This is a genomic window from Rugamonas sp. GW822-FHT03B10 (assembly GCF_058801745.1).
The window spans coordinates 520830-542909 of record NZ_JBXANP010000001.1; the positions used below are offsets into that span (position 1 = coordinate 520830).

21 protein-coding genes are annotated in these 22080 nt (G+C 66.2%); 20 read left to right on the forward strand and 1 reads right to left on the reverse strand.

Annotated features, from left to right (window positions below):
* Window positions 1-9 precede the first annotated feature (9 nt).
* Entirely contained in the window at window positions 10-438 is a 429-nt protein-coding gene (locus tag AC1RQG_RS02385) for a gamma-butyrobetaine hydroxylase family protein (protein ID WP_493127901.1), read from the forward strand.
* A gap of 137 nt (window positions 439-575) precedes the next feature.
* On the opposite strand, the gene AC1RQG_RS02390 is transcribed toward AC1RQG_RS02385, so the two are convergent.
* Complete coding sequence (locus AC1RQG_RS02390; protein WP_493127903.1) at window positions 576-767, reverse strand: DUF1737 domain-containing protein; 192 nt, start codon at window positions 765-767, stop codon at window positions 576-578.
* 247 nt (window positions 768-1014) lie between these two features.
* On the opposite strand from AC1RQG_RS02390, the gene AC1RQG_RS02395 reads away from it, so the two are divergent.
* The 19 genes from AC1RQG_RS02395 (at window position 1015) to AC1RQG_RS02485 (ending at window position 22067) form a co-directional block, all read left to right on the forward strand.
* Entirely contained in the window at window positions 1015-2676 is a 1662-nt protein-coding gene (locus AC1RQG_RS02395; protein ID WP_493127905.1) for an ATP-binding response regulator, read from the forward strand.
* A gap of 110 nt (window positions 2677-2786) precedes the next feature.
* Window positions 2787-3521 carry a bifunctional demethylmenaquinone methyltransferase/2-methoxy-6-polyprenyl-1,4-benzoquinol methylase UbiE gene (gene ubiE / locus AC1RQG_RS02400; RefSeq protein ID WP_493127907.1) on the forward strand — a complete coding sequence of 245 codons (735 nt, stop codon included), beginning with the start codon at window positions 2787-2789 and terminating at the stop codon, window positions 3519-3521.
* Between the two features lie 19 nt (window positions 3522-3540).
* A complete protein-coding gene (locus tag AC1RQG_RS02405; RefSeq protein WP_493127909.1) occupies window positions 3541-4491 on the forward strand; it encodes a Tim44 domain-containing protein in 951 nt (316 codons plus the stop codon).
* 168 nt (window positions 4492-4659) lie between these two features.
* Window positions 4660-5310 (forward strand): ubiquinone biosynthesis accessory factor UbiJ, encoded by a 651-nt coding sequence (locus tag AC1RQG_RS02410; protein ID WP_493127911.1) that lies wholly within the window; start codon window positions 4660-4662, stop codon window positions 5308-5310.
* On the forward strand, window positions 5310-6878 hold the full coding sequence (gene ubiB, locus AC1RQG_RS02415) for a ubiquinone biosynthesis regulatory protein kinase UbiB (RefSeq protein ID WP_493127913.1): 1569 nt from the start codon (window positions 5310-5312) through the stop codon (window positions 6876-6878). The genes AC1RQG_RS02410 and ubiB overlap by 1 nt, the downstream gene beginning before the upstream one ends.
* A gap of 173 nt (window positions 6879-7051) precedes the next feature.
* Window positions 7052-7648: a methyltransferase domain-containing protein gene (locus AC1RQG_RS02420; RefSeq protein WP_493127915.1), complete on the forward strand. Its 597-nt coding sequence runs from the start codon at window positions 7052-7054 to the stop codon at window positions 7646-7648.
* Window positions 7649-7714: 66 nt separating this feature from the next.
* Entirely contained in the window at window positions 7715-8008 is a 294-nt protein-coding gene (locus AC1RQG_RS02425) for an FmdB family zinc ribbon protein (RefSeq protein ID WP_493127917.1), read from the forward strand.
* Between the two features lie 47 nt (window positions 8009-8055).
* Entirely contained in the window at window positions 8056-8676 is a 621-nt protein-coding gene (locus tag AC1RQG_RS02430; RefSeq protein WP_493127919.1) for a DUF502 domain-containing protein, read from the forward strand.
* A gap of 66 nt (window positions 8677-8742) precedes the next feature.
* Window positions 8743-10542 (forward strand): aspartate--tRNA ligase, encoded by a 1800-nt coding sequence (gene aspS, locus AC1RQG_RS02435; RefSeq protein WP_493128226.1) that lies wholly within the window; start codon window positions 8743-8745, stop codon window positions 10540-10542.
* A 160-nt stretch (window positions 10543-10702) separates the two neighbouring features.
* A complete protein-coding gene (gene nudB, locus AC1RQG_RS02440; protein WP_493127921.1) occupies window positions 10703-11167 on the forward strand; it encodes a dihydroneopterin triphosphate diphosphatase in 465 nt (154 codons plus the stop codon).
* A gap of 159 nt (window positions 11168-11326) precedes the next feature.
* Window positions 11327-12142 (forward strand): endonuclease/exonuclease/phosphatase family protein, encoded by an 816-nt coding sequence (locus AC1RQG_RS02445; protein WP_493127923.1) that lies wholly within the window; start codon window positions 11327-11329, stop codon window positions 12140-12142.
* Between the two features lie 8 nt (window positions 12143-12150).
* Window positions 12151-13314 carry a cardiolipin synthase ClsB gene (gene clsB / locus AC1RQG_RS02450; protein WP_493127925.1) on the forward strand — a complete coding sequence of 388 codons (1164 nt, stop codon included), beginning with the start codon at window positions 12151-12153 and terminating at the stop codon, window positions 13312-13314.
* Window positions 13311-13694, forward strand: a complete 384-nt coding sequence (locus AC1RQG_RS02455) for an RNA-binding S4 domain-containing protein (RefSeq protein WP_493127927.1) — start codon at window positions 13311-13313, stop codon at window positions 13692-13694. The genes clsB and AC1RQG_RS02455 overlap by 4 nt, the downstream gene beginning before the upstream one ends.
* Window positions 13695-13928: 234 nt before the next feature.
* The gene (locus AC1RQG_RS02460) at window positions 13929-15128 is read left to right on the forward strand and encodes a GGDEF domain-containing protein (RefSeq protein ID WP_493127929.1); all 1200 of its coding nucleotides are present in this window, start codon (window positions 13929-13931) and stop codon (window positions 15126-15128) included.
* Between the two features lie 258 nt (window positions 15129-15386).
* The gene (locus AC1RQG_RS02465; RefSeq protein WP_493127931.1) at window positions 15387-16013 is read left to right on the forward strand and encodes a TetR/AcrR family transcriptional regulator; all 627 of its coding nucleotides are present in this window, start codon (window positions 15387-15389) and stop codon (window positions 16011-16013) included.
* A gap of 61 nt (window positions 16014-16074) precedes the next feature.
* Window positions 16075-17865: an acyl-CoA dehydrogenase C-terminal domain-containing protein gene (locus AC1RQG_RS02470; protein WP_493127934.1), complete on the forward strand. Its 1791-nt coding sequence runs from the start codon at window positions 16075-16077 to the stop codon at window positions 17863-17865.
* A 20-nt stretch (window positions 17866-17885) separates the two neighbouring features.
* Complete coding sequence (locus AC1RQG_RS02475) at window positions 17886-20285, forward strand: 3-hydroxyacyl-CoA dehydrogenase/enoyl-CoA hydratase family protein (RefSeq protein ID WP_493127935.1); 2400 nt, start codon at window positions 17886-17888, stop codon at window positions 20283-20285.
* A 55-nt stretch (window positions 20286-20340) separates the two neighbouring features.
* Window positions 20341-20790 (forward strand): PaaI family thioesterase, encoded by a 450-nt coding sequence (locus AC1RQG_RS02480; protein WP_492715657.1) that lies wholly within the window; start codon window positions 20341-20343, stop codon window positions 20788-20790.
* Window positions 20791-20870: 80 nt separating this feature from the next.
* Window positions 20871-22067 carry an acetyl-CoA C-acyltransferase gene (locus AC1RQG_RS02485; protein ID WP_493127938.1) on the forward strand — a complete coding sequence of 399 codons (1197 nt, stop codon included), beginning with the start codon at window positions 20871-20873 and terminating at the stop codon, window positions 22065-22067.
* Window positions 22068-22080: the final 13 nt, after the last annotated feature.

Consider the following 22080-nt stretch of genomic DNA (forward strand, 5'->3'; position numbering starts at 1 on the left):
ACGCCATCGATGAGCAACAGCCCATTGCCGACCGGCTTCACGGTGCACAACAAGTCGCGCATGCTCGACGTCAGCTTCGACGACGGCGCCAGCTTCACGATTCCATTTGAACTGCTGCGCGTGTATTCGCCGTCGGCCGAAGTGCGCGGCCACGGTCCCGGCCAGGAGGTGCTGCAGCTCGGCAAGCGCGAGGTCGGCATCGCCGCGCTGGACCCGGTGGGCAACTACGCGGTCCAGCCCACCTTCACGGACGGCCACAACACCGGCTTGTACAGCTGGGATTACCTGTACAAGCTGGGCCGCGACCAGCAGCAGCTGTGGAGCGACTACCTGGCCCGGCTGCAGGCGGCCGGATTCGACGGCGACAGCGGCCGCGAACCTGGCGCCACGCTGGCCGCGCCGGCGCCCAAGCCGCACGGCTGCGGCGGCCGCCACTGAGCTCGAACGGCAGCGCCTGGCGCTGCCTTTTTTTTTCCGCCATACATGCCAGGGTGGGCCTATCCAATGAGGAGGTCGAGGCTCAGTTTGCTGCGCGTCGCATTGCTCCTCCATTGCGGAGCTGACTCACCGCCCGGCTACCGCCCCGGCCACACAACCGCCTGGCACACGATCACTTGCTTGCCGTTGAAGGTGGCGGCCGGCGCGCCGTGCAGCTGGTAGCCGAGTGCCAGTGCTTCGCTCACGCGGCGGCAGAAGGCGGAATCGTCGGGCCCGGTCAGCAGGCGGTAGACCGGCAGGTCGTTCGGTGGCGTTGCGGCTGGCGTCATGGTGCACTCCTTCAATGTGGTCGCGGGCGGGCGACTTGTCGTCCGCGCATGGTTGCTTGTTTGTCCATGATAAGCCAGGCGGACGACCTCGGTGTGACACGGTTGCCCGAATTTGCGTTTGCGGCGTAACAAATCAGTACAATCTGTATTCGCAGCAACGGCGTAAGGCGCGATCGGGCAGGTCATGGCGAGGCGGGGACGGCATATGTTGGGCTTTTTGGCGAATACTTTCAGCGAAGACGGCTTCATGCCGCACGGGCACTGCTACTTGTGGACGCCCGATTTGTTGTGGACGTATGTGCTGTCCGATGCCCTGATCGGGCTGGCGTACTACACGATCCCCGTGGCCATGCTGTATTTCGTGCGCAAGCGCAGCGACCTGCAGTTCTCGTGGATCTTCGTCTGTTTCTCGATCTTCATCTTCGCCTGCGGCACCACCCATTTCCTGGCCATCTGGACCATCTGGCACCCCGATTACTGGGTCGACGCCTTGCTCAAGGCCGTCACCGCCGCCGCGTCCGTCGTCACGGCCGTCCTGCTGTGGCCGCTCGTCCCCAGGGCGCTGCGGATCCCCAGCATGGCCCAGCTGAACGACGCCCTGCGCGACAAGGAGCGCGAGCTGGCCGAGCGCAAGCGGGTCGAGACGGCCCTGGTGGCCTTGAACGAGAGCCTGGAGTTGCGCGTGGCCGAGCGCACGGCCGAAGTGCTGGCGGCCCAGCGCGAAGTCAGCGAGTTGCTCGTCAAGGAGCGGGCCGGGCGCCGCGAGGCCGAGCGCGTGAGCCTGATGAAGGACGAATTCCTGCTCACCCTGTCGCACGAGCTGCGCACGCCGCTCAATTCCATCTTCGGCTGGACCCAGATCCTCGACAGCAACTGCGCGGACGCGGCCATCGTGCGCAAAGGCATTGAAGTGATCGACCGCAACGTGCGCCTGCAAACCCGGCTCATCGACGAACTGCTGGACCTGTCCTCGATCGCGTCGGGCAAGATCCGGCTCGACATGCAGCCCGTGGCGCTGGCCACGGTGATCCGCGCCGCCATGGAGTCGATCATGCCGGCGGCCGAATCGAAGCACATCGCGCTGGCGTGCGTGGCCGACCCGGCCGCGCCGCTGGTCAGCGGCGACCCGGCCCGCCTGCAGCAGGTGTTGTGGAATCTGCTGACCAACGCCGTCAAATTCACGCCCAAGGATGGCCGCATCAGCGTGCAGCTGGAGCAGGCCGGCGGCTACATGGTGCTCACCATCGCCGACACGGGCGAGGGCATCCCCGGGGACTTCCTGCCGTTCGTGTTCGAGCGCTTCAGCCAGGCCGATTCGTCCACGCGGCGCCGGCATGGCGGCCTGGGCGTGGGGCTGGCCGTGGCCAGGAACCTGGTCGAACTGCATGGCGGCCACATCAGCGTCAGCAGCGCCGGCGTGGGGCAGGGCACCACGTTCTGCATCAGCCTGCCCATCCGGGCCCGCAACGACGTCGAGGTGCGCGCCGTGCAGGCCCGCGCCGCCGAGCGCCCCGATCCGGCGGCGGCCATGCCCATGCTCGATGGCTTGCGGGTGCTGGTGGTGGACGACGAGGCCGATGCGCGCGGCGTGCTGCAACAGATCCTGGCGCAGCAGCACGCCCGGCCCACCTGCGCCGCCTCGGTGGACGAGGCCCTGGCCGCCGTGGCGGCGGACGATCCGCATGTGGTCATCTGCGACATCGGCATGCCGGGCCGCGACGGCTACGACTTCATCGCCGCCCTGCGCGCGCGCGGCGACATGCGGCCCGTCGTGGCGCTGAGCGCGTTCGCCCGCCCGGAGGACCGGGAGCGCTGCCTGCAAGCCGGGTTCCAGGCGCACGTGGCCAAGCCGGTGGCCCCGGCCGCGCTGCTGTCCGTGGTGGCCAGCCTGGCCGGGCACGAGCACTAGCGGCCGGCCGCGCGCGCGGCGGCGGCCCCGATGGGACGGGCCTGACGCCGCCCACGCTGCGTTTGCCCCCCGCGCTTGTATAATGCTGGCACACTAACAGGCTGCCCACCATGACCAACACCACCCATTTCGGTTACAAGACCGTCTCGGAAGACGAAAAAGTCCACGAAGTCGCCAAGGTTTTCCACTCCGTCGCCGCCAAATACGATGTGATGAACGACGTCATGTCCGGTGGCCTGCACCGCCTGTGGAAGATCTTCACCATCGCCCAGGCCGGCGTGCGCCCCGGTTTCAAGGTGCTCGACATCGCCGGCGGCACCGGCGACCTGGCCAAGGCCTTCGCCAAGCAGGCCGGCCCGTCCGGCGAAGTGTGGCTGACCGACATCAACGAATCCATGCTGCGCGTGGGCCGCGACCGGCTCTTGAATCGCGGCCTGTTGACCCCCACCATGCTGTGTGACGCGGAGAAGCTGCCGTTCCCGGACAATTACTTCGACCGCGTCAGCGTCGCCTTCGGCCTGCGCAACATGACCCACAAGGACCAGGCGCTGAAGGAAATGCGGCGCGTGCTCAAGCCGGGCGGCAAGCTGCTGGTGCTGGAGTTCTCCAAGGTGGCGGCGCCGCTGCAGAAACCGTACGACCTGTATTCCTTCCACGTGCTGCCATGGATGGGCCAGAAGATCGCCGGCGACGCGGAAAGCTACCGCTATCTGGCCGAATCGATCCGCATGCACCCGGATCAGGAAACGCTGAAGAAGATGATGGAAGAGGCGGGCCTGGAACGGGTCCAGTACTACAACCTGACGGCCGGCGTGGCTGCTTTGCACACCGGCATCAAACTGTAAGAACAAACTGAAGAGCGCGATGAACATGAAGAAGATCCTGGTCGGCGCCTTGCTGGCCGTGTCCGCCCTCTCGCTGATGGCCGAAGCGACGGCCCGTCCCATGGGCGGCGGCCGCAGTTTCGGACGCCAGTCGCAGAGCGTGAGCCGCATGGCGCCCGCGCCGGCCCCCACGGCGCCGCGCCAGGCGGCCGCGCCGGCGCCCGCACCGGTGGCGCCGCCGGCCGCGCTGCCGCCGAAACCGGCCAGCCCGTGGAAGGGCATCCTCGGCGGCGCGCTGCTGGGCCTGGGCATGGGCGCGCTGATGTCGCACTTCGGCATGGGCGGCGGCATGTTCGGCTCGTTGCTGACGGTGCTGCTGCTCGGTGGCGTGGCCTTCCTCATCATCCGCATGCTGCGCGGCCTGAGCGGCGGCGCCAAGCCGGTGCCGGCCCCCGTCTACAGCGGCAACTTCGGCGGCAACGCCGGTGCCAATTTCGGCGGCAACTCCGGCGGCCAGGGCAACGTGGCCACGCCCGAGATCGGCGCGCGGCTGCAGCCGGCAGCCTTCGACGCCCAGCCGACGGCGGCGTCGGCGGCGCCGCACACGCCATGGGGCGTGCCGGCCGACTTCGACACGGCCACCTTCCTGCGCGTGGCCAAGGGCAATTTCATCCGCCTGCAGGCGGCCTGGGACAAGGGCGACGTGGCCGACATCCGCGAATTCACCACGCCGGAGGTGTTCGCCGAGCTGAAGATGCAGATCACCGAGCGCGGCGCGCAGGCCGACTTCACGGACGTGGTCAGCATCGAGGCCGAACTGCTGGGCATCGAGACGTCGGACCACGATTACCTGGCCAGCGTCAAGTTCACCGGCATGATCCGTTCCGCGCCGGGCGCGGCGGCCGAGCCGTTCCATGAAGTATGGAACCTGGCCAAGCCCGTCAACGGCGGCATGGGCTGGCTGCTGGCCGGCATCCAGCAACTGGCCTGAGCCTCGCAATACGGGACACAGCGCAATAACCGCAATTATTGTGTTGCGTCCCGATTTTCAGCGGTTTTTGCGGTTTGCGCCGCGGCAGTTTTCCCGCAAACTGGTAAGATCAAGACCGCCCGACTTTCCGGGCGGTTTTGTTTTGTGCGGCCACCTATCGACACCATTGTGACTTCTTCCACTTCCACCTCCGCTTTCCCCGCGACGACGCTGCTGGCGCCGCTCGCCGCCACCCTCAACCATCTTCTGGCCCAGGAACCATGGGCGCGGCGCGAGCTGATGCCGCACGCGGGCAAGGTCGCCTGCGTGGACGCGGCGTCCGTCGCCGTGCGCCTGCGCGTGTCGGCCGACGGCATGCTGGCCGTGGCCGAGGTCGACGCACCGGCCAGCGTCACCATCCACGTCAAGCTGGCCGACTTGCCGCTGATCGCGCAAAACCGCGAGCGGGCGTTTTCCTACGTGCGCATCGAGGGCGACGCCGAGTTCGCCAACTGCCTGTCCAGCCTGAGCAAGTCGCTGCGCTGGGAAGCCGAGCACGACCTGGAGAAGGTGGTGGGGCCGGTGGCGGCCGTGCGCATGGTGGCCGGCGCGCGCGCCGCGTTCGCGGCCGTGCAGAGCGGGCACCGCAAGCTGGCCGAGAACGTGGCCGAATTCCTGGCCGAGGAACGGCCCGTGCTGCTGCGCCCGGCCGTGGTGGCGGAATTCTCGTCCGGCGTGACGCGCCTGCGCGACGACGTCGAGCGCGCCGCCAAGCGCGTGGCCAAGCTGGAACAACTGCTGGCCGCCCGCGCCACCAAGCAACAGACACTGGATCATTGATGATATTGAAATTTTTACGCCTGCTGAAAATCCTGCGGGTGGCGGTCAAGTACGGCCTCGATGAAATCGCCATCGCCGGCCTGAAGGTGCCGCGCACGGCCAAGCTGATCGACACCGTCATCTTCTGGCGCGACATTTCCGCGCCGCGCGGCGAGCGCCTGCGCATGGCGCTCGAGGAGCTGGGACCCATCTTCGTCAAGTTCGGCCAGGTGCTGTCGACCCGGCGCGACCTGATCCCGCTCGACCTGGTGGTGGAGTTGTCCAAGCTGCAGGACCGGGTGCCGCCGTTCGATTCCGAGCTGGCCATCGCCCAGATCCGCAAGTCGCTGGGCGATCATCCGGACCAGTTGTTCTCGAGCTTCGAGCGCACGCCGGTGGCGTCGGCCTCGATCGCCCAGGTGCACTTCGCCACGCTCAAGGATGGCAAGGAAGTGGCCGTCAAGGTGCTGCGCCCCGGCATGAAGAAGTCGATCGACGAGGACGTGGCGCTGATGCACATCGCCGCCGAGTGGATCGAGCGCATCTGGACCGACGGCAAGCGCCTGAAGCCGAAGGAGGTGGTGGCCGAGTTCGACAAATACCTGCACGACGAGCTCGACCTGATGCGCGAGGCCGCCAACGCCAGCCAGCTGCGCCGCAATTTCGCCAATTCCAGCCTGCTGCTGGTGCCGGAGATGTTCTGGGATTACTGCTCGAGCAGCGTGATCGTGATGGAGCGCATGCACGGCATCCCGGTGTCGCAGATCGACCGGCTGGAGGCGGCCGGCGTCGATCTGAAGAAGCTCTCGAGCGACGGGGTGGAGATCTTCTTCACCCAGGTGTTCCGCGACGGCTTCTTCCACGCCGACATGCACCCCGGCAACATCCTGGTGTCGATAGCCCCGGCCAGCTTCGGACGCTACATCGCGCTCGACTTCGGCATCGTCGGCACGCTCAACGATTTCGACAAGGATTACCTGTCGCAGAATTTCCTTGCCTTCTTCCGGCGCGATTACAAGCGCGTGGCCGAGGCCCACATCGAGTCCGGCTGGGCGCCGCGCGACACCCGCGTCGACGAGCTCGAGTCGGCCGTGCGCGCCTGCTGCGAACCGATCTTCGACCGGCCGCTGAAGGACATCTCGTTCGGCCAGATCCTGCTGCGCCTGTTCCAGACCTCGCGCCGCTTCAACGTGGAAGTGCAGCCGCAGCTGGTGCTGCTGCAAAAGACGCTGCTCAACATCGAAGGCCTGGGCCGCCAGCTCGACCCGGACCTCGATTTGTGGAAGACGGCCAAGCCGTATCTGGAGAAATGGATGGCGGCCCAGGTCGGCTGGCAGGGCATGCTGGAGCGCCTGAAGGCCGAGGCGCCGCGCTACACCCACGTGCTGCCGCAACTGCCGCGCCTGCTGCACCGCGCGCTGGAGCAGGCCGGCGAGCCGCCCGCCAACGACGGCGAACTGATCCGCGTGCTGATCGCCGAGCAGCAGCGCACCAACCGGCTGCTCAGTTTCGTGGTCTATTTCGCCGGCGCCTTCGGGCTGGGCGTGGCGGGTTTCCAGCTGTATCTGCGCTGGCACAACATGCATTAGCCGTCACCGTCGTTGCTCCCCCAGAGCAACGACTTCCCGCGCAGGCGGGAACCCATAGACCGCATGTTCAGATGCGCAGCATGGAGGGAATTCAGGCACTGCCTGGATTCCCGCCTGCGCGGGAATGACGATCGACTTAATATGCATCAGCTTTATGGAACGGCAGCCATACCATGCAGGAATTTAATGAACGCGATCCGCGCTCGCCAGCCTTCTGGGATGAGCGTTTCGATAAGCAATTCACGCCGTGGGAGCGCGGCGCGGTGCCGCGGGCGCTGCGCGACTTCGTGGCGGCCGCGCCGGCCCCGCTCGTCACGCTGATCCCCGGCTGCGGCAGCGCGCGCGAACTGGCCTTCCTGGCCGACGCGGGCTGGGACGCGACGGCCATCGATTTCTCGCCCGCCGCCGTGGCGGCCGGCAAGGCGGCCGCCGGCCGCTGGGCCGACCGCGTGGCGCAGGCCGATTTCTTCAGCTGGCAGCCGGCCCGCCCGCTGCAACTGATCTACGAACAAGCGTTCCTGTGCGCCATGCCGCGCGAGCGCTGGCCGGACGTGGCCGCGCGCTGGGCCGCGCTGCTGCCGCCGGGCGGCCTGCTGGCCGGCTTCTTTTTCTTCGACGACGCGCCCAAGGGCCCGCCGTTCGGCATCGCGCGCGCGCAGCTGGACGCCTTGCTGGCGCCGTATTTCGACTGCGTGGCCGATCTGGCCGTGGACGATTCGATCCCCGTGTTCCGGGGCAAGGAACGCTGGCTGCAATGGCGGCGCCGTTGAAACCGGCGGGCCGGCCGAAAAAAGCTTTATAATTCAGGGTTTTTGATTGTTTTTGCGGAGTAATAGATGCCGATCTACGCTTACCGCTGCGAGGAATGTGGTTTTGCCAAGGATGTCTTGCAAAAGATTTCCGACCCGCAGCTGACGGTTTGCCCATCTTGCGGCAAGTCGTCGTTCAAGAAACAACTGACGGCCGCCGGGTTCCAGCTCAAGGGTACGGGCTGGTACGCGACGGACTTCCGCGGCGGCACGCCGCCTGCCACGGGCGTGTCCAGCGGCCCGGCCGCGCCCAAGACCGACGCGGCACCGGCCGCGCCCGCCGCGCCGACCACACCGGCCAGCGGCACCAAGGCGGATTGATCGGCGGTGCCGCCCGGCGGCACACTTTTCCACTCTAGAGAGCACGAATGCGTAAATATTTCATTACCGGCTTGCTGATCCTGGTGCCGCTGGCCATCACGGCCTGGGTGCTGAACCTGGTGATCAGCACCATGGACCAGTCGCTGCTGTTCGTGCCGGTGCGCTGGCAGCCGCGCACCCTGTTCGGCTTCGACATCCCCGGCCTGGGGACGATGCTGACGGTATTGATCGTGTTCCTGACCGGCCTGCTCACCAACAACCTGGTGGGCAACTACGTGGTGCGGCTGTGGGAGCGGCTGTTGCAGCGCATCCCCATCGTCAACTCGCTGTATTCGAGCGTGAAGCAGGTGTCCGACACCTTGTTCTCCTCGTCCGGCAACGCGTTCCGCAAGGCCGTGCTGGTGCCGTATCCGCACCGCGACTCGTGGACCATCGCCTTCCTCACCGGCACGCCCGGCGGCGATGTGAAGAACCACCTGGTGGGCGATTACGTCAGCGTGTACGTGCCCACCACGCCCAACCCCACCTCGGGCTTCTTCCTGATGATGGCGAAGGAGAACGTGGTCGAACTGGACATGAGCGTGGACGCGGCGTTGAAGTACATCGTGTCGATGGGCGTGGTGGCGCCGGAGCACGTGCCCGGCGTCGAGACGGCCGGCAAAGCATAACAAACGGGTCCGCCCCGATAAATAAACTGAACTATTTAACCTGAACTGAGAAATAACATGTCCTCAATGCGTACTCACTACTGCGGCCTCACCACTGAAGCCCTGCTTGGCCAAACCGTCAGCCTGTGCGGCTGGGTACATCGTCGCCGCGACCATGGCAGCCTCATTTTCATCGACCTGCGCGACCGCGAAGGCCTGGTGCAGATCGTCTGCAATCCTGAGCAGGCCGAGATGTTCAAGGTGGCCGAAGCGGTGCGCAACGAGTTCTGCCTGCGCGTCACGGGCGTGGTCACGGCCCGCACCGAAGGCACCATCAACGCCAACCTCAAGTCGGGCAAGGTCGAAGTGGTGTGCTCCGAGCTCGAAGTGCTGAACGCCTCGGTGCCGGTGCCGTTCCAGCTGGACGACGACAACCTGTCCGAAACCACCCGCCTGACCCACCGCGTGCTGGACCTGCGCCGTCCGCAGATGCAGAACAACCTGCGCCTGCGCTACAAGGTGACGATGGAAGTGCGCAAGTACCTGGACGAGCTGGGCTTCATCGACATCGAGACCCCGATGCTGACCAAGTCGACCCCGGAAGGCGCGCGCGACTACCTGGTGCCGTCGCGTGTGAACGCCGGCAACTTCTTCGCGCTGCCGCAGTCGCCGCAGCTGTTCAAGCAGCTGCTGATGGTGGCCAACTTCGACCGCTACTACCAGATCACCAAGTGCTTCCGCGACGAGGACCTGCGCGCCGACCGCCAGCCTGAATTCACCCAGATCGACTGCGAGACCTCGTTCCTGAACGAGCAGGAGATCCGCGACCTGTTCGAGGACATGATCCGCAAGGTGTTCAAGAACACGCTGGCGATCGACCTGCCGAACCCGTTCCCGGTGATGGACTACGCCACCGCCATGGGCAAATACGGTTCGGACAAGCCCGACATGCGCGTCAAGCTGGAGTTCACCGACCTGACCGACGTGATGAAGGACGTCGACTTCAAGGTGTTCTCGGGCGCCGCCAACATGGCCAACGGCCGCGTGGTCGGCCTGCGCGTGCCGAAGGGCGGCGAGATGCCGCGTTCGGAGATCGACGCCTACACCCAGTTCGTCGCCATCTACGGCGCCAAGGGCCTGGCCTACATCAAGGTCAACGAGAAGGCCAAGGGCCGCGACGGCCTGCAATCGCCGATCGTCAAGAACCTGCATGACGCGGCCCTGGCCAAGGTGCTGGAACTGACGGGCGCCCAGGACGGCGACCTGATCTTCTTCGGCGCCGACAAGGCCAAGGTGGTCAACGACGCCATCGGCGCGCTGCGCGTGAAGATCGGCCACAGCGAATTCGGCAAGAAGGCCGGCCTGTTCGACGACGTCTGGGCGCCGCTGTGGGTGGTGGACTTCCCGATGTTCGAATACGACGAGGAATCGGACCGCTGGACCGCGACCCACCACCCGTTCACGGCGCCGAAGGATGGCCACGAGGACATGCTGGAAACCAATCCGGGCGCCTGCATCGCCAAGGCCTACGACATGGTGCTGAACGGCTGGGAACTGGGCGGCGGCTCGATCCGTATCCACCGCGAGGAGGTGCAGTCGAAGGTGTTCCGCGCGTTGAAGATCGACGCCGACGAGGCGCGCCTGAAGTTCGGCTTCCTGCTGGACGCGCTGCAGTACGGCGCGCCACCGCACGGCGGCCTGGCGTTCGGCCTGGACCGCATCGTGACCATGATGACCGGTTCCGATTCGATCCGCGACGTGATCGCCTTCCCGAAAACCCAGCGCGCCCAGTGCCTGCTGACCCAGGCGCCGTCGGAAGTGGACGAGAAGCAGCTGCGCGAACTGCACATCCGCCTGCGCGCCGCCGAGCCGAAAGTGGCCGGCTAAGCCGCCGGCGAAAACCGGGGTCCGACCCCATCTACCGGCGAAAACCGGGGTCTGACCCCCATCAACCGGGGTCAGACCCCAGCCGCGTGGCTGCTGGCTGCGCGGCTGGGGAGGCGAAGCAGGAAGGCGCGGGCGACTGCGCCTTTTTTATGAGCGGAACATGAAGCCCTACAAGATTCCCGTATCGGTGCTGGTGGTGATCCACACGGCCGACCTGCAAGTGCTGCTGATCGAGCGGGCCGACCGGCCCGGCTTCTGGCAATCGGTGACCGGCTCGCTGGACGCGCCGGATGAACCGCTGCCGCAAACGGCCGCCCGCGAGCTGTTCGAGGAGACCGGCATCGTGGCCGACGGCCAGCGCATCGCGCTGCGCGACTGGCGGCTGTCGAACGTCTACACCATCTATCCCGTGTGGCGCCACCGCTACGCGCCGGGCGTGACGGAGAACACGGAGCACGTGTTCAGCGTCGAGGTGCCGCGCGACATCGCCATCACGCTGGCCCCGCGCGAGCACCTGAACCATGTCTGGCTGCCCTACCTGGAGGCGGCCGACCTATGCTTCTCGTCCTCCAACGCGGAAGCCATCCTGCAGTTGCCGCATCAGCTACGGCAAGAGCGGAGCTAGCGGCCCGCACGCGAAATTGCGCGTATCATTTCCGACCACCGCCTGGAGTTCTTGAGGAGATTGCGCGGCTGTCCTGCCGCCGGCTACCAGCCCAGCCCGACGCGCCAGCCTTAACGGCGCGGTTGCCGTCTACCCATCCGATGGGGGTAGAATGACCGCATGAAGATCCGCGTCGCCACATACAACATCCACAAAGGCGTTTCCGCCATCCGCAGCCTGCCGCGCGTGCATGCGTTGAAGCAGGCCATCGGCCTGTTCGACGCGGACGTCGTGTTCCTGCAGGAGGTGCAGGGCCGCCACGACCGCAAGGCGGCCCATTACGGCGCCGAGCACCACGGCCGCCAGCACTGGCCCGAGGCGGCCCAGCATGAGTTCCTGGCCGGCGAATCGCGCCACGGGCACACGGCCTACGGCATGAACGCCATCTACGACCATGGCCACCATGGCAATGCGCTGCTGAGCGCCTATCCCATCGTCCACACCCACAACCACGACGTGTCCGACCACGCGTTCGAGCAGCGCGGCATCCTCCATTGCGAACTGCAGACCCCGCGCGCCGTCGTGCATTGCTACGTGGTCCACCTGGGACTGTTCGAAGGGGGCCGCAAGCGCCAGACGGCGGCCCTGATCGAGGCCGTGCGCACCTCGGCGCCCAAGGGCGAGCCGGTCATCATCGCCGGCGACTTCAACGACTGGCGCAATACCCTCAGCGACGAGCTGCGCGGCGCGCTGGGCGTGGTCGAGGTGTTCGACCAGATCGGCTCCAACTCCACGCTCGATGAGCTGGGCCGCGCGCTGGGCCGCAGGAACGCCGTGCGCCAGGCCCGCACCTTCCCGGCCGCGCTGCCGTTCTTCCGGCTCGACCGCATCTACGTGCGCGGCTTCGACGTGCAGGCGGCCGAGGTGATGCATGGCACGCTGTGGGCCAGGCTGTCGGACCACGCGCCCATCGTCGCTTCGCTGGCGCTGGCCTGACAGGATTTATGCGTTCCGTCAATTTCCTGGCCGATAACGAGATCGAGCTGCTCTATTGCGGCACCGAGTATTTCCCGGCCCTGATCGCGGCCATCGACGCGGCCCAGTACGAGATCTATTTCGAGACCTACATCTTCGCCGACGACGCCACCGGCGAGGCCGTGCGCGGGGCGCTGATGCGGGCCGCCGCGCGCGGCGTGCAGGTGCGCATGATCACGGACTGGTTCGGCACGGGCCGGCACCGGGTCGAGCGGCTGCACGCGGAGCTGGTGGCGGCGCGGGTCGAGCACCGCATCTTCAACCCGTGGTTCCGGCGCGGCATGACGCGCACCCACCGCAAGATCTGCGTGGTCGACCACGGCATCGCCTTCGTCGGCGGCATCAACATCAACGACGACCTGTTCTGCGACTACGACCACAACATCGCGCTGGCCGCGCCGCGCTGGGATTTCGCGGTGGCCGTGCGCGGGCCGCTGGTGGCGACCATCCAGACCGAGGCCGAGGCCCAGTGGGCGCGCCAGGGCAAGCTCGGCATCTTCAAGCGCATCGGCCTGTACCGCGATTTGCGCAAGCTGAACAAGGCCGCCAGGCGGGCGGTGGCGCAGGCCGGCTTCGTGGTGCGCGACAACCTGCGCAACCGCGTGACCATCCAGCGCGCCTACCTGCACGCGCTGGGCCGGGCCCACAAGAGCGTGCTGCTGGCCAACCCGTATTTCGCGCCGGGGCGCAAGTTCCGCCGCGCCCTGGCCGCCACGGCCGAGCGCGGGGTGGAGGTGGTGCTGCTGATCGGCGTGGGCGAGTTCTGGTTGCAGGACGCCGTGGCCCATTCGTTCTATCCGAAACTGCTGGCGGCCGGCGTGAAGGTGGTGGAATACCACAAGACCCAGTTGCACGCGAAGGTGGCCGTGATCGACGACGACTGGGCCACCGTGGGGTCGAGCAACGTGGACGGCTTGAGCCTGTTTTTGAACCAGGAGGCGAACGTGGTCGTGAAAGACGCCGTGTTCGCCCGCAGCCTGCGGGCCCACATCGAACAAGCCATCGCCGACGGCGTGGTGGTGCATGCGCACGAGTTCGCCAACGTGGGCCGCTGGCGCCGCCTCGGCTATGGCCTGGCCTACGTGGGCTACAAGCTGCTGATGCGCATCTTCGCCGTGGGGAAATACGCATGAACGAGACAGTCAGACTCGATAAATGGTTGTGGGCGGCGCGCTTCTTCAAGACCCGCTCGCTGGCCACGGACGCCGTCGACGGCGGCCGCGTCAAGCTCGGCGGCGAGAACGTCAAGCCGGCGCGCGCCCTGCGCGTGGGCGACAGGCTGCTCATCGACAACGGCTCGGACCGCTGGGAAGTGCTGGTGCGGGGCCTGTCGGACGTGCGCGCGGCCGCGCCGATCGCGCGCACGCTGTACGAGGAGACGGCCGCCAGCGTGGCGGCGCGCGCCGAGACGGCCGAGCGGCGCCGGCTGTTCCGCGAGCCGGGCGCCGACCTCAAGGGCCGGCCGACCAAACGCGACCGCCGCCAGCTGGGCAAGCTCGGCGGTCCGGACTGAGTTGGCGCCGCCGCGCCTGCCCGTGCGGCAAAAGGTCAACGGTTTACCTAACTTGCGTCAAGAAAGCCCGCCGCCCCGCTGACAGCGCCGTGGACATGGCTTAGGATTGCTAATTGGCAAAAAAGGCAAGCACTGGTCATCCCGCCATGGCCAGCCATTCCTAAGCCGGCAAGGGGGCGCCGCCGCCCCTGTCGCGGCGACCTCGAAAAGGCATGCATGAATCAGGTTACGCAAATGCTCTGGCACCGTTTGACGGGGCTGATGCCGGGTGAGCTGAAGCAAAGCGAGCTCGGCTGGTTGTTTTCGCCGCACCGCCATCTGAGCCTGCTGGCGCGGCGCCGCGCCGTGCTGATCGTCAACCGGGTGCGCCTGTTCGCCTTCCTGTTCGCCGTGCTCACGCCGCTGTGGAGCATCATCGACTTCGTCGTGTTCCCGTTCCCGCTGTGGGGCCAGCTGGCGCTGATGCGCTTCGCGGCCAGCGCCGCGTTCGCCAGCCTGCTGGTCTACTACCGCTCCAACGGCGACCTGTTCAACGCCTACCGGGCCATGGCCCTGCTGTTCGCCATCCCCACCGCGTTCTACGTCGCCTCGCACACGCTGCTCACGCACTACCAGCTGACCGGCATGTCGGCCGCGATCGGGGCCGGCTACGCTTTCCTGCCGTTCGTGCTGCTGGGCGGGCTGGCGGTGTTCCCGCTCGCCGTCGCCGAGAGCTTCGTGGTCGCCAGCCCGATCCTGGTCTGCCATGCCGTGTCCGGCTACCTGCGCTGGGCGGCCATGGACTGGCCGGCGTTCACCGGCGCGTTCTGGCTGCTGGTGCTGATCACGGGCGTGGCCGCGCTGGCCGGCATCTGCCAGCTCGCGTTCATGATCGCGCTGGTGCGCCAGGCCATCCGCGATCCGCTGACCAACGCCTTTTCCCGCAGCAGCGGCACGGAGATCCTCGACCTGCATTTCACGATGGCCGAGCGCGCCAACGCGCCGTTCGCCGTGGCCTTCCTCGACCTCGACCATTTCAAGCGCATCAACGACGGCCACGGCCACGAGGCGGGCGACCGCGCGCTGATCACCATGACCGAACGGGTCACCCAGCACATGCGCCACGGCGACGTGCTGGCGCGCTGGGGCGGCGAGGAGTTCCTGCTGATCATGCCGGGCACGGGCCTGGAGCAGGCCCGCACGGCCATCGAGCGGCTGCGCGGCGGCGGCTTCGGCGAGCGCCCCGAGGGCGGCCCGGTGACGGCCAGCATCGGCCTCGCCGAGCGCCGCGCCGACCACGCCGGCGACTGGAAACGGCTGGTCGAGCTCGCCGATCAGCGCATGTATGCGGCCAAGCAGGGCGGCCGCGACCGGGTGGTCAGCGGCGAGCCGGCGCCGGCCCCCGCGCCGTGCCGCGACGCCATGGCGCCGATCGCCACCGCGGCATCGGCGTGACCGTCCGGCGGCGGCCGGGCCGGCCCGCCGGCGGGCCGGCGACCCCGCCGGCGTGCCCATTTCCCCACAATGCTGCTGCGACGCAGCAATAGAACCGCGCCTCTAACGGTACTGTTTGACTTTTACCCCCCGCTGGATAATAGTACGAGCGTTCGCAATTCTTTTCACACGAAGTAAATTCAACTGCGAGAGAATGATTGTTTCTCCGTCAGACGAATTTTTACCTTGGGTGGTCTTATTAATACTTCTATCAAATTTATGCGTAAGGGTGAACTGACTCGCGCGGCCATTCTCGATGTGGCGCTGGACCTGGCCAGTCGTGACGGGCTCGAAGGACTCACCATCGGCTTGCTCGCGGACAGGATGAACATGAGCAAGTCGGGGGTGTTCGCGCATTTCGGTTCGCGCGAAGACTTGCAGCTGGAGGTGCTCAAGCTGTATCACCACCGCTTTGAGCAGGAAGTGTTTTTCCCCAGCATGAAGGAACCGCGCGGCTTGCATCGTCTGAAGGCGATGTTCGCGCGCTGGGTCAAGCGAGTGAGCGTGGAAGTCGCATCGGGCTGCATTTACATCAGCGGCGCGGTGGAATACGACGACCGCCCCGGTCCCATCCGGGAGGAGCTGATGTCGATGGTCAACGCGTGGCAGGGCGCCTTGCTGCGCTGCGCGCGCCAGGCCATCGAATGCGGCGACCTCAAGCCGGATACCGACCCGCAGCAGCTGGTTTATGAGATGTACGGCCTGATCCTGGCCCTGCACCACGATGCGCGCTTCCTGCGCATCCCGGGCAGCCTGGACCGCGCCAGCATCGGCTTCAACCGGCTGATCGAGAATTACCGGAACCCGCATGCGCCCCACCCGGCGGATGCGATAGAGAAATCGTAAGCGGCCGCCTTGCCCGCAGCCATTCAACACTAATTTAGCTTTACGCCATCAGGAGAAAATCATGGGTCAATACGTCGCGCCAATCCGGGATATGCAATTCGTGCTGCACGAGTTCCTGAAAGTGGAAGATGAACTCAAGCAAATGCCATACTATGGCGATGTCGACGCCGACATCATCAACCAGGTGCTGGAGGAGGGCGGCAAGTTCACGTCGGAAGTGCTGTTCCCGCTGAACCACTCGGGCGACCGCGAAGGCTGCCACCACGACGCGGCGACCCAGACCGTGACCACCCCGAAGGGCTTCAAGGAAGCCTATAAGCAGTACGTCGAAGGCGGCTGGGCTGCCCTGTCGTGCTCGCCCGATTTCGGCGGCCAGGGCCTGCCCATCGTGCTCAACAACTCGTTCTACGAGATGCTGAACTCGGCCAACCAGGCCTGGACCATGTACCCCGGCCTGTCGCACGGCGCCTACGAGTGCCTGCTCGAGCACGGCACCGACGAACAGAAGAAGATCTACCTGCCGAAGCTGGTGTCGGGCGAGTGGACCGGCACCATGTGCCTGACCGAACCGCACTGCGGCACCGACCTGGGCATGCTGCGCTCGAAGGCCGAGCCACAGGCCGACGGCTCCTGGCTGATCACCGGCAACAAGATCTTCATCTCGGCCGGCGAACACGACATGTCGGAGAACATCCTGCACCTGGTGCTGGCCCGCGTGCCGGGCGCGCCGGAAGGCTCGAAAGGCATCTCGCTGTTCCTGGTGCCCAAGTTCCTGCCGACCGCCGACGGCAAAGTCGGCGAGCGCAACCCGATCACCTGCGGCGCCATCGAAGAGAAGATGGGCATCCACGGCAACTCGACCTGCCAGATGAACCTGGACGGCGCCCGTGGCTGGATCATCGGCCAGCCGAACAAGGGCCTGAACGCCATGTTCGTGTTCATGAACGCGGCCCGCCTGGGCGTGGGCATGCAGTCGCTGGGTCTGACGGAAGTGGCTTACCAGAACGCGCTGGTGTACGCCAAGGACCGCATCCAGATGCGCTCGCTGACCGGCCCGAAAGCGCTGGACAAGCCCGCCGACCCGATCATCGTGCACCCCGACGTGCGCCGCATGCTGCTGACCGGCAAGGCCTACGCCGAAGGCGCGCGCGCCTTCACCTCCTACGTGGCGCTGCAGATCGACCGTGAACTGCACCACCCCGACGAGGACGTGCGCAAGGCAGCGGCCGACGAAGTGGCCCTGCTGACCCCCGTGATCAAGGCCTTCATCACCGACAACGCCTGGATCGCCACCTCGGAAGCGATGCAAGTGTACGGCGGCCACGGCTACATCTCCGAATGGGGCATGGAGCAGTATGTGCGCGACGCCCGCATCAACCTGATCTACGAAGGCACCAACACCGTGCAATCGCTGGACCTGCTGGGCCGCAAGATCCTGGGCGACAACGGCGCCAAGCTGCGCAAGTTCGGCGAGAAGGTCAAAGCCTTCGTCGAAGAGAACGGCACCGATGAGGCGATGAGCGAATTCGTCACCCCGCTGGGCGACCTGGGCGACAAGGTCACCAAGCTGACCATGGAAATCGGCATGAAGGCGTTCCAGAACCCGGACGAAGTGGGCGCCGCCAGCGTACCGTACCTGCGCGTGGTCGGCCACATGATCTACGGCTACCTGTTCGCCCAGATGGCCAAGATCGCGCTGGAAAAAGAAGGCTCCGGCGACAACTTCTACAAAGCCAAGCTGGCCACGGCGCGCTTCTACTTCGCCCGCCTGATGCCAGAAACCGCCACCTTGATTCGCCAGGCCCGCGCCGGCTCCGCCAGCCTGATGGCACTCGACGCTGACCTGTTCTAAGTAGAGACTAAGGATACGACATGACCAATTTCATCGTTAAAAAAGTAGCCGTCCTCGGCGCCGGCGTGATGGGCGCGCAGATCGCCGCCCACTGCGTCAACGCCAAAGTGCCGGTCGTGCTGTTCGACCTGCCCGCCAAGGAAGGTCCGAAGAACGGCATCGTGCTGCGCGCCATCGAGAACCTGAAGAAGCTGTCGCCCGCGCCGCTGGGCAACAAGGAGCACGCGTCGCTGATCCAGGTCGCCAACTACGAGGACAACCTGGACCTGCTGGCCGGCTGCGACCTGATCATCGAAGCGATCGCCGAGCGCATGGACTGGAAACACGACCTGTACCAGAAGGTCGCCCCGCACATCGCCCCGAACGCCATCTTCGCCTCGAACACCTCGGGCCTGTCGATCACCAAGCTGTCCGAAGGCTTCGACGCCGACCTGAAATCGCGCTACTGCGGTGTGCACTTCTTCAACCCGCCGCGCTACATGCACCTGGTCGAGATCATCCCGACCGCCGCCACCAAGCCGGAGATCGCCGACCAGCTGGAAGGCTTCCTGACCACCACCCTGGGCAAGGGCGTCGTGCGCGCCAAGGACACGCCTAACTTCATCGCCAACCGCGTGGGCGTGTTCGGCATCCTGGCCATCGTCCATGAGGCCGAGAAGTTCGGCCTGTCGTGCGACGTGGTCGACGATCTGACCGGCGCCAAGCTGGGCCGCGCCAAGTCGGGCACCTTCCGCACCGCCGACGTGGTCGGTCTGGACACCATGGGCCACGTGATCAAGACCATGCAGGACTACCTGCCGAACGATCCGTTCGCCGCCGTCTACAAGACCCCGGCCGTGCTGGCCAAGCTGGTCGAGAAGGGCGCGCTGGGCCAGAAGACCGGCGCCGGCTTCTACAAGAAAGTGGGCAAGGAGATCCAGCGTCTGGACTTCGCCACCGGTGAATACGTGACCGGCGGCGGCAAGGCCGCCGACATCGTGGCCCGCATCCTGAAGGAAAAGGATCCGGTCAAGAAGATGAAGGCTCTGCGCGAATCGACCAACCCACAGGCGCAGTTCCTGTGGGCGATCTTCCGCGACGCCTTCCACTACATCGCCATCCACCTCGACACCGTGGCCGACAACGCGCGCGAGATCGACTTCGCCATGCGCTGGGGCTTCGGCTGGAACGTCGGCCCGTTCGAAACGTGGCAGGCCGCCGGCTGGTCGCAAGTGGCCACCTGGGTCAAGGAAGACATCGACGCCGGCCAGGCGCTGTGCAACGCACCGCTGCCAGCCTGGGTGTTCGAAGGCCCGGTCGCTGAAAAAGGCGGCGTCCACACCCCAGAAGGTTCGTGGTCGTCGGTCTCGAAATCGTTCGTGCCGCGTTCCGACCTGGCTGTGTACAAGCGTCAGGAATTCCGCGCACCGGTGTTCGGTTCCGGCGCCGTGGATGGCCGCACCGCCGGCACCACCGTGTTCGAGGACGACTCGGTACGCCTGTGGCACTCGGGCGATGAAGTGCTGGTGATCTCGCTCAAGACCAAGATGCACGTGATCGGCGACGGCGTGATCAAGGGCCTGAAGATGGCGCTGGAAGAAGCGGCCAAGAACTTCAAGGGCCTGGTGATCTGGAGCGCCGACGCGGCCGAAGGCGGCGCCTTCTCGGCCGGCGCCGACCTGCAATCGGCACTGCCTGCGTTCATGCAGGGCGGCGCGAAGGCGGTCGATCCTATCATCCGTGAACTGCAAGACACCTTCATGGCGATGAAGTATTCGAACGTGCCCGTGGTGGCTGCCGTGGCCGGTCTGGCCCTGGGCGGCGGCTGCGAGATGGCGCTGCACGCCTCCAAGCGCGTGGCCTCGATCGAATCGTACATCGGCCTGGTGGAAGTGGGCGTGGGCCTGATCCCTGCCGGCGGCGGCCTGAAAGAAGCGGCCGTGCGCGCCGCCAAGGAAGCCAAGGGCAACGACATCCTGCAATTCCTGAAGGCCGGCTTCACCAACGCCGCCACCGCCAACGTGTCCAAGTCGGCACTGGAAGCGCAGGCCATGGGCTACCTGAAGGAAGACGACGTGATCGTGTTCAACGCCTATGAGCTGCTGCACGTGGCCAAGGTGGAAGCGCGCGCCATGTTCGACAAGGGCTACCGTCCGCCAATGCAGGCTCCGGTGCAGATCACCGGCCGCTACGGCTACGGCACCATCAAGGCGCAACTGGTCAACATGCGCGACGGCGGCTTCATCTCCGCGCACGACTTCAAGCTGGGCGAGATGATCGCCGAGATCGTGTCGGGCGGCGACATCGACCAGGGTCAGTTCGTGAGCGAGCAGTGGTTCCTGGACATGGAGCGTAAAGCGTTCCTGGAACTGCTGAACCATCCGAAGACGCAAGAGCGGATCATGGGCATGATGCAAACCGGTAAGCCGGTGCGCAACTAAGGTCATGTCGGTCCTGTCCCTGGTATTCAAAGTTTTACTGCGCGTGAGGCCAAGCATGGTGTACGAACGTATCAAGCAACAGATGATGGACACCCTGCCTTTCGTGCGCCTGCTGGGGATCCGGATCGATGAAATCGGCAACGGCACCGCCAAGGTGTCGATGCCGGAAGACCCGAAGCTCAACAACCACCTGGGCACGCAGCACGCCGGGGCCTTGTTCACGCTGGCCGAAACGGCTTCCGGCGCGGCCATGGCGGGCGGCTTCGCGGACCTGATCGTGGGCTTGCGCCCCGTGGCCAAGGAGTCGCGCATCCAGTACCAGAAGGTCGCCAAGGGCGCCACCCGCGCCGAAGGCCGGGTGCCGGGCGATCTGGCCGCGCTCAAGGCCGAGCTGAAAGCGGCCGGCAAGGTGGCGTTCCCGGTGGAGGTCGACATTTTCGACGCCGCCGGCACGCTGGCCGCGCAGGTCCAAGTGGACTGGTATTTGTCCGAGAAGCGCGCCTGATCGCAGGCGGCCCCGGGCTGGTGAAACAGATTCGACAGAACTTCGACAGAACTTCGATCAAAAATTTTTGAAAGAATAAAATGAGCAAACAACTTCAAGACGCATACATCGTCGCCGCTACCCGCACCCCGATCGGCAAGGCGCCGCGCGGCATGTTCAACAAGACCCGTCCGGACGACCTGCTGGTGCGCGTGCTGCAAAACGCGCTGGCCCAGGCGCCCGGCCTGGACCCGGCCCTGATCACCGACGCCATCATCGGCTGCTCGTTCCCGGAAGCGGAGCAGGGCTTCAACATCGCCCGTCAATCGGTGCTGCTGGCCGGCATGCCCAAGACCATCGGCGGCGTGACCGTCAACCGCTACTGCGCCTCGGGCATCACCGCCATCGCCATGGCCGCTGACCGCATCCGCGTGGGCCAGGCCGACGCCATGATCGCCGGCGGCGTGGAATCGATGTCGATGGTGCCGATGATGGGCCACCACCCATCGATGAACCTGAACATGTTCACCGACGAGAACGTGGGCATGGCCTACGGCATGGGCCTGACGGCCGAGAAGGTCGCCCAGCAGTGGAAAGTGTCGCGCGAAGCGCAGGACGCGTTCTCGGTCGAATCGCACCGCCGCGCCATCGCCGCCCAGCAGGCCGGCTTCTTCAAGGACGAGACCACTCCGGTCGAGATCATCACCCGCACGCCCAACCTGGCCACCGGCGAGATCACCATCAAGAAGCGCACCGTCGACACCGACGAAGGCGCCCGCACCGACTGCACCATCGAATCGCTGGGCAAGCTGAAGCCCGTGTTCGCCGCCAAGGGTTCCGTCACGGCCGCCAACAGCTCGCAGATGTCCGACGGCGCCGGCGCGCTGCTGATCGTGTCCGAGAAATTCCTGCGCGAGCACAACCTGACCCCGCTGGCCAAGTTCTCGTCGTTCGCCGTCAAGGGCGTGCCGCCGGAAATCATGGGCATCGGTCCCAAGTTCGCCATTCCCGAGGCGTGCCGCCTGGCCGGCATCACCCAGGACCAGCTGGACTGGATCGAGCTGAACGAAGCGTTCGCCGCGCAGGCGCTGGCCGTGATCGGCGACCTGGGCCTCGATACGGCCAAGGTCAACCCGATGGGCGGCGCGATCGCCCTGGGCCACCCGCTGGGCGCGACCGGCGCGATCCGTGCCGCCACCGTGGTGCACGCCCTGCGCCGCAACAACCTGAAGTACGGCATGGTCACGATGTGCGTGGGCGCCGGCATGGGCGCGGCAGGTATCTTCGAGCGCGTATAAACACGGCACGATA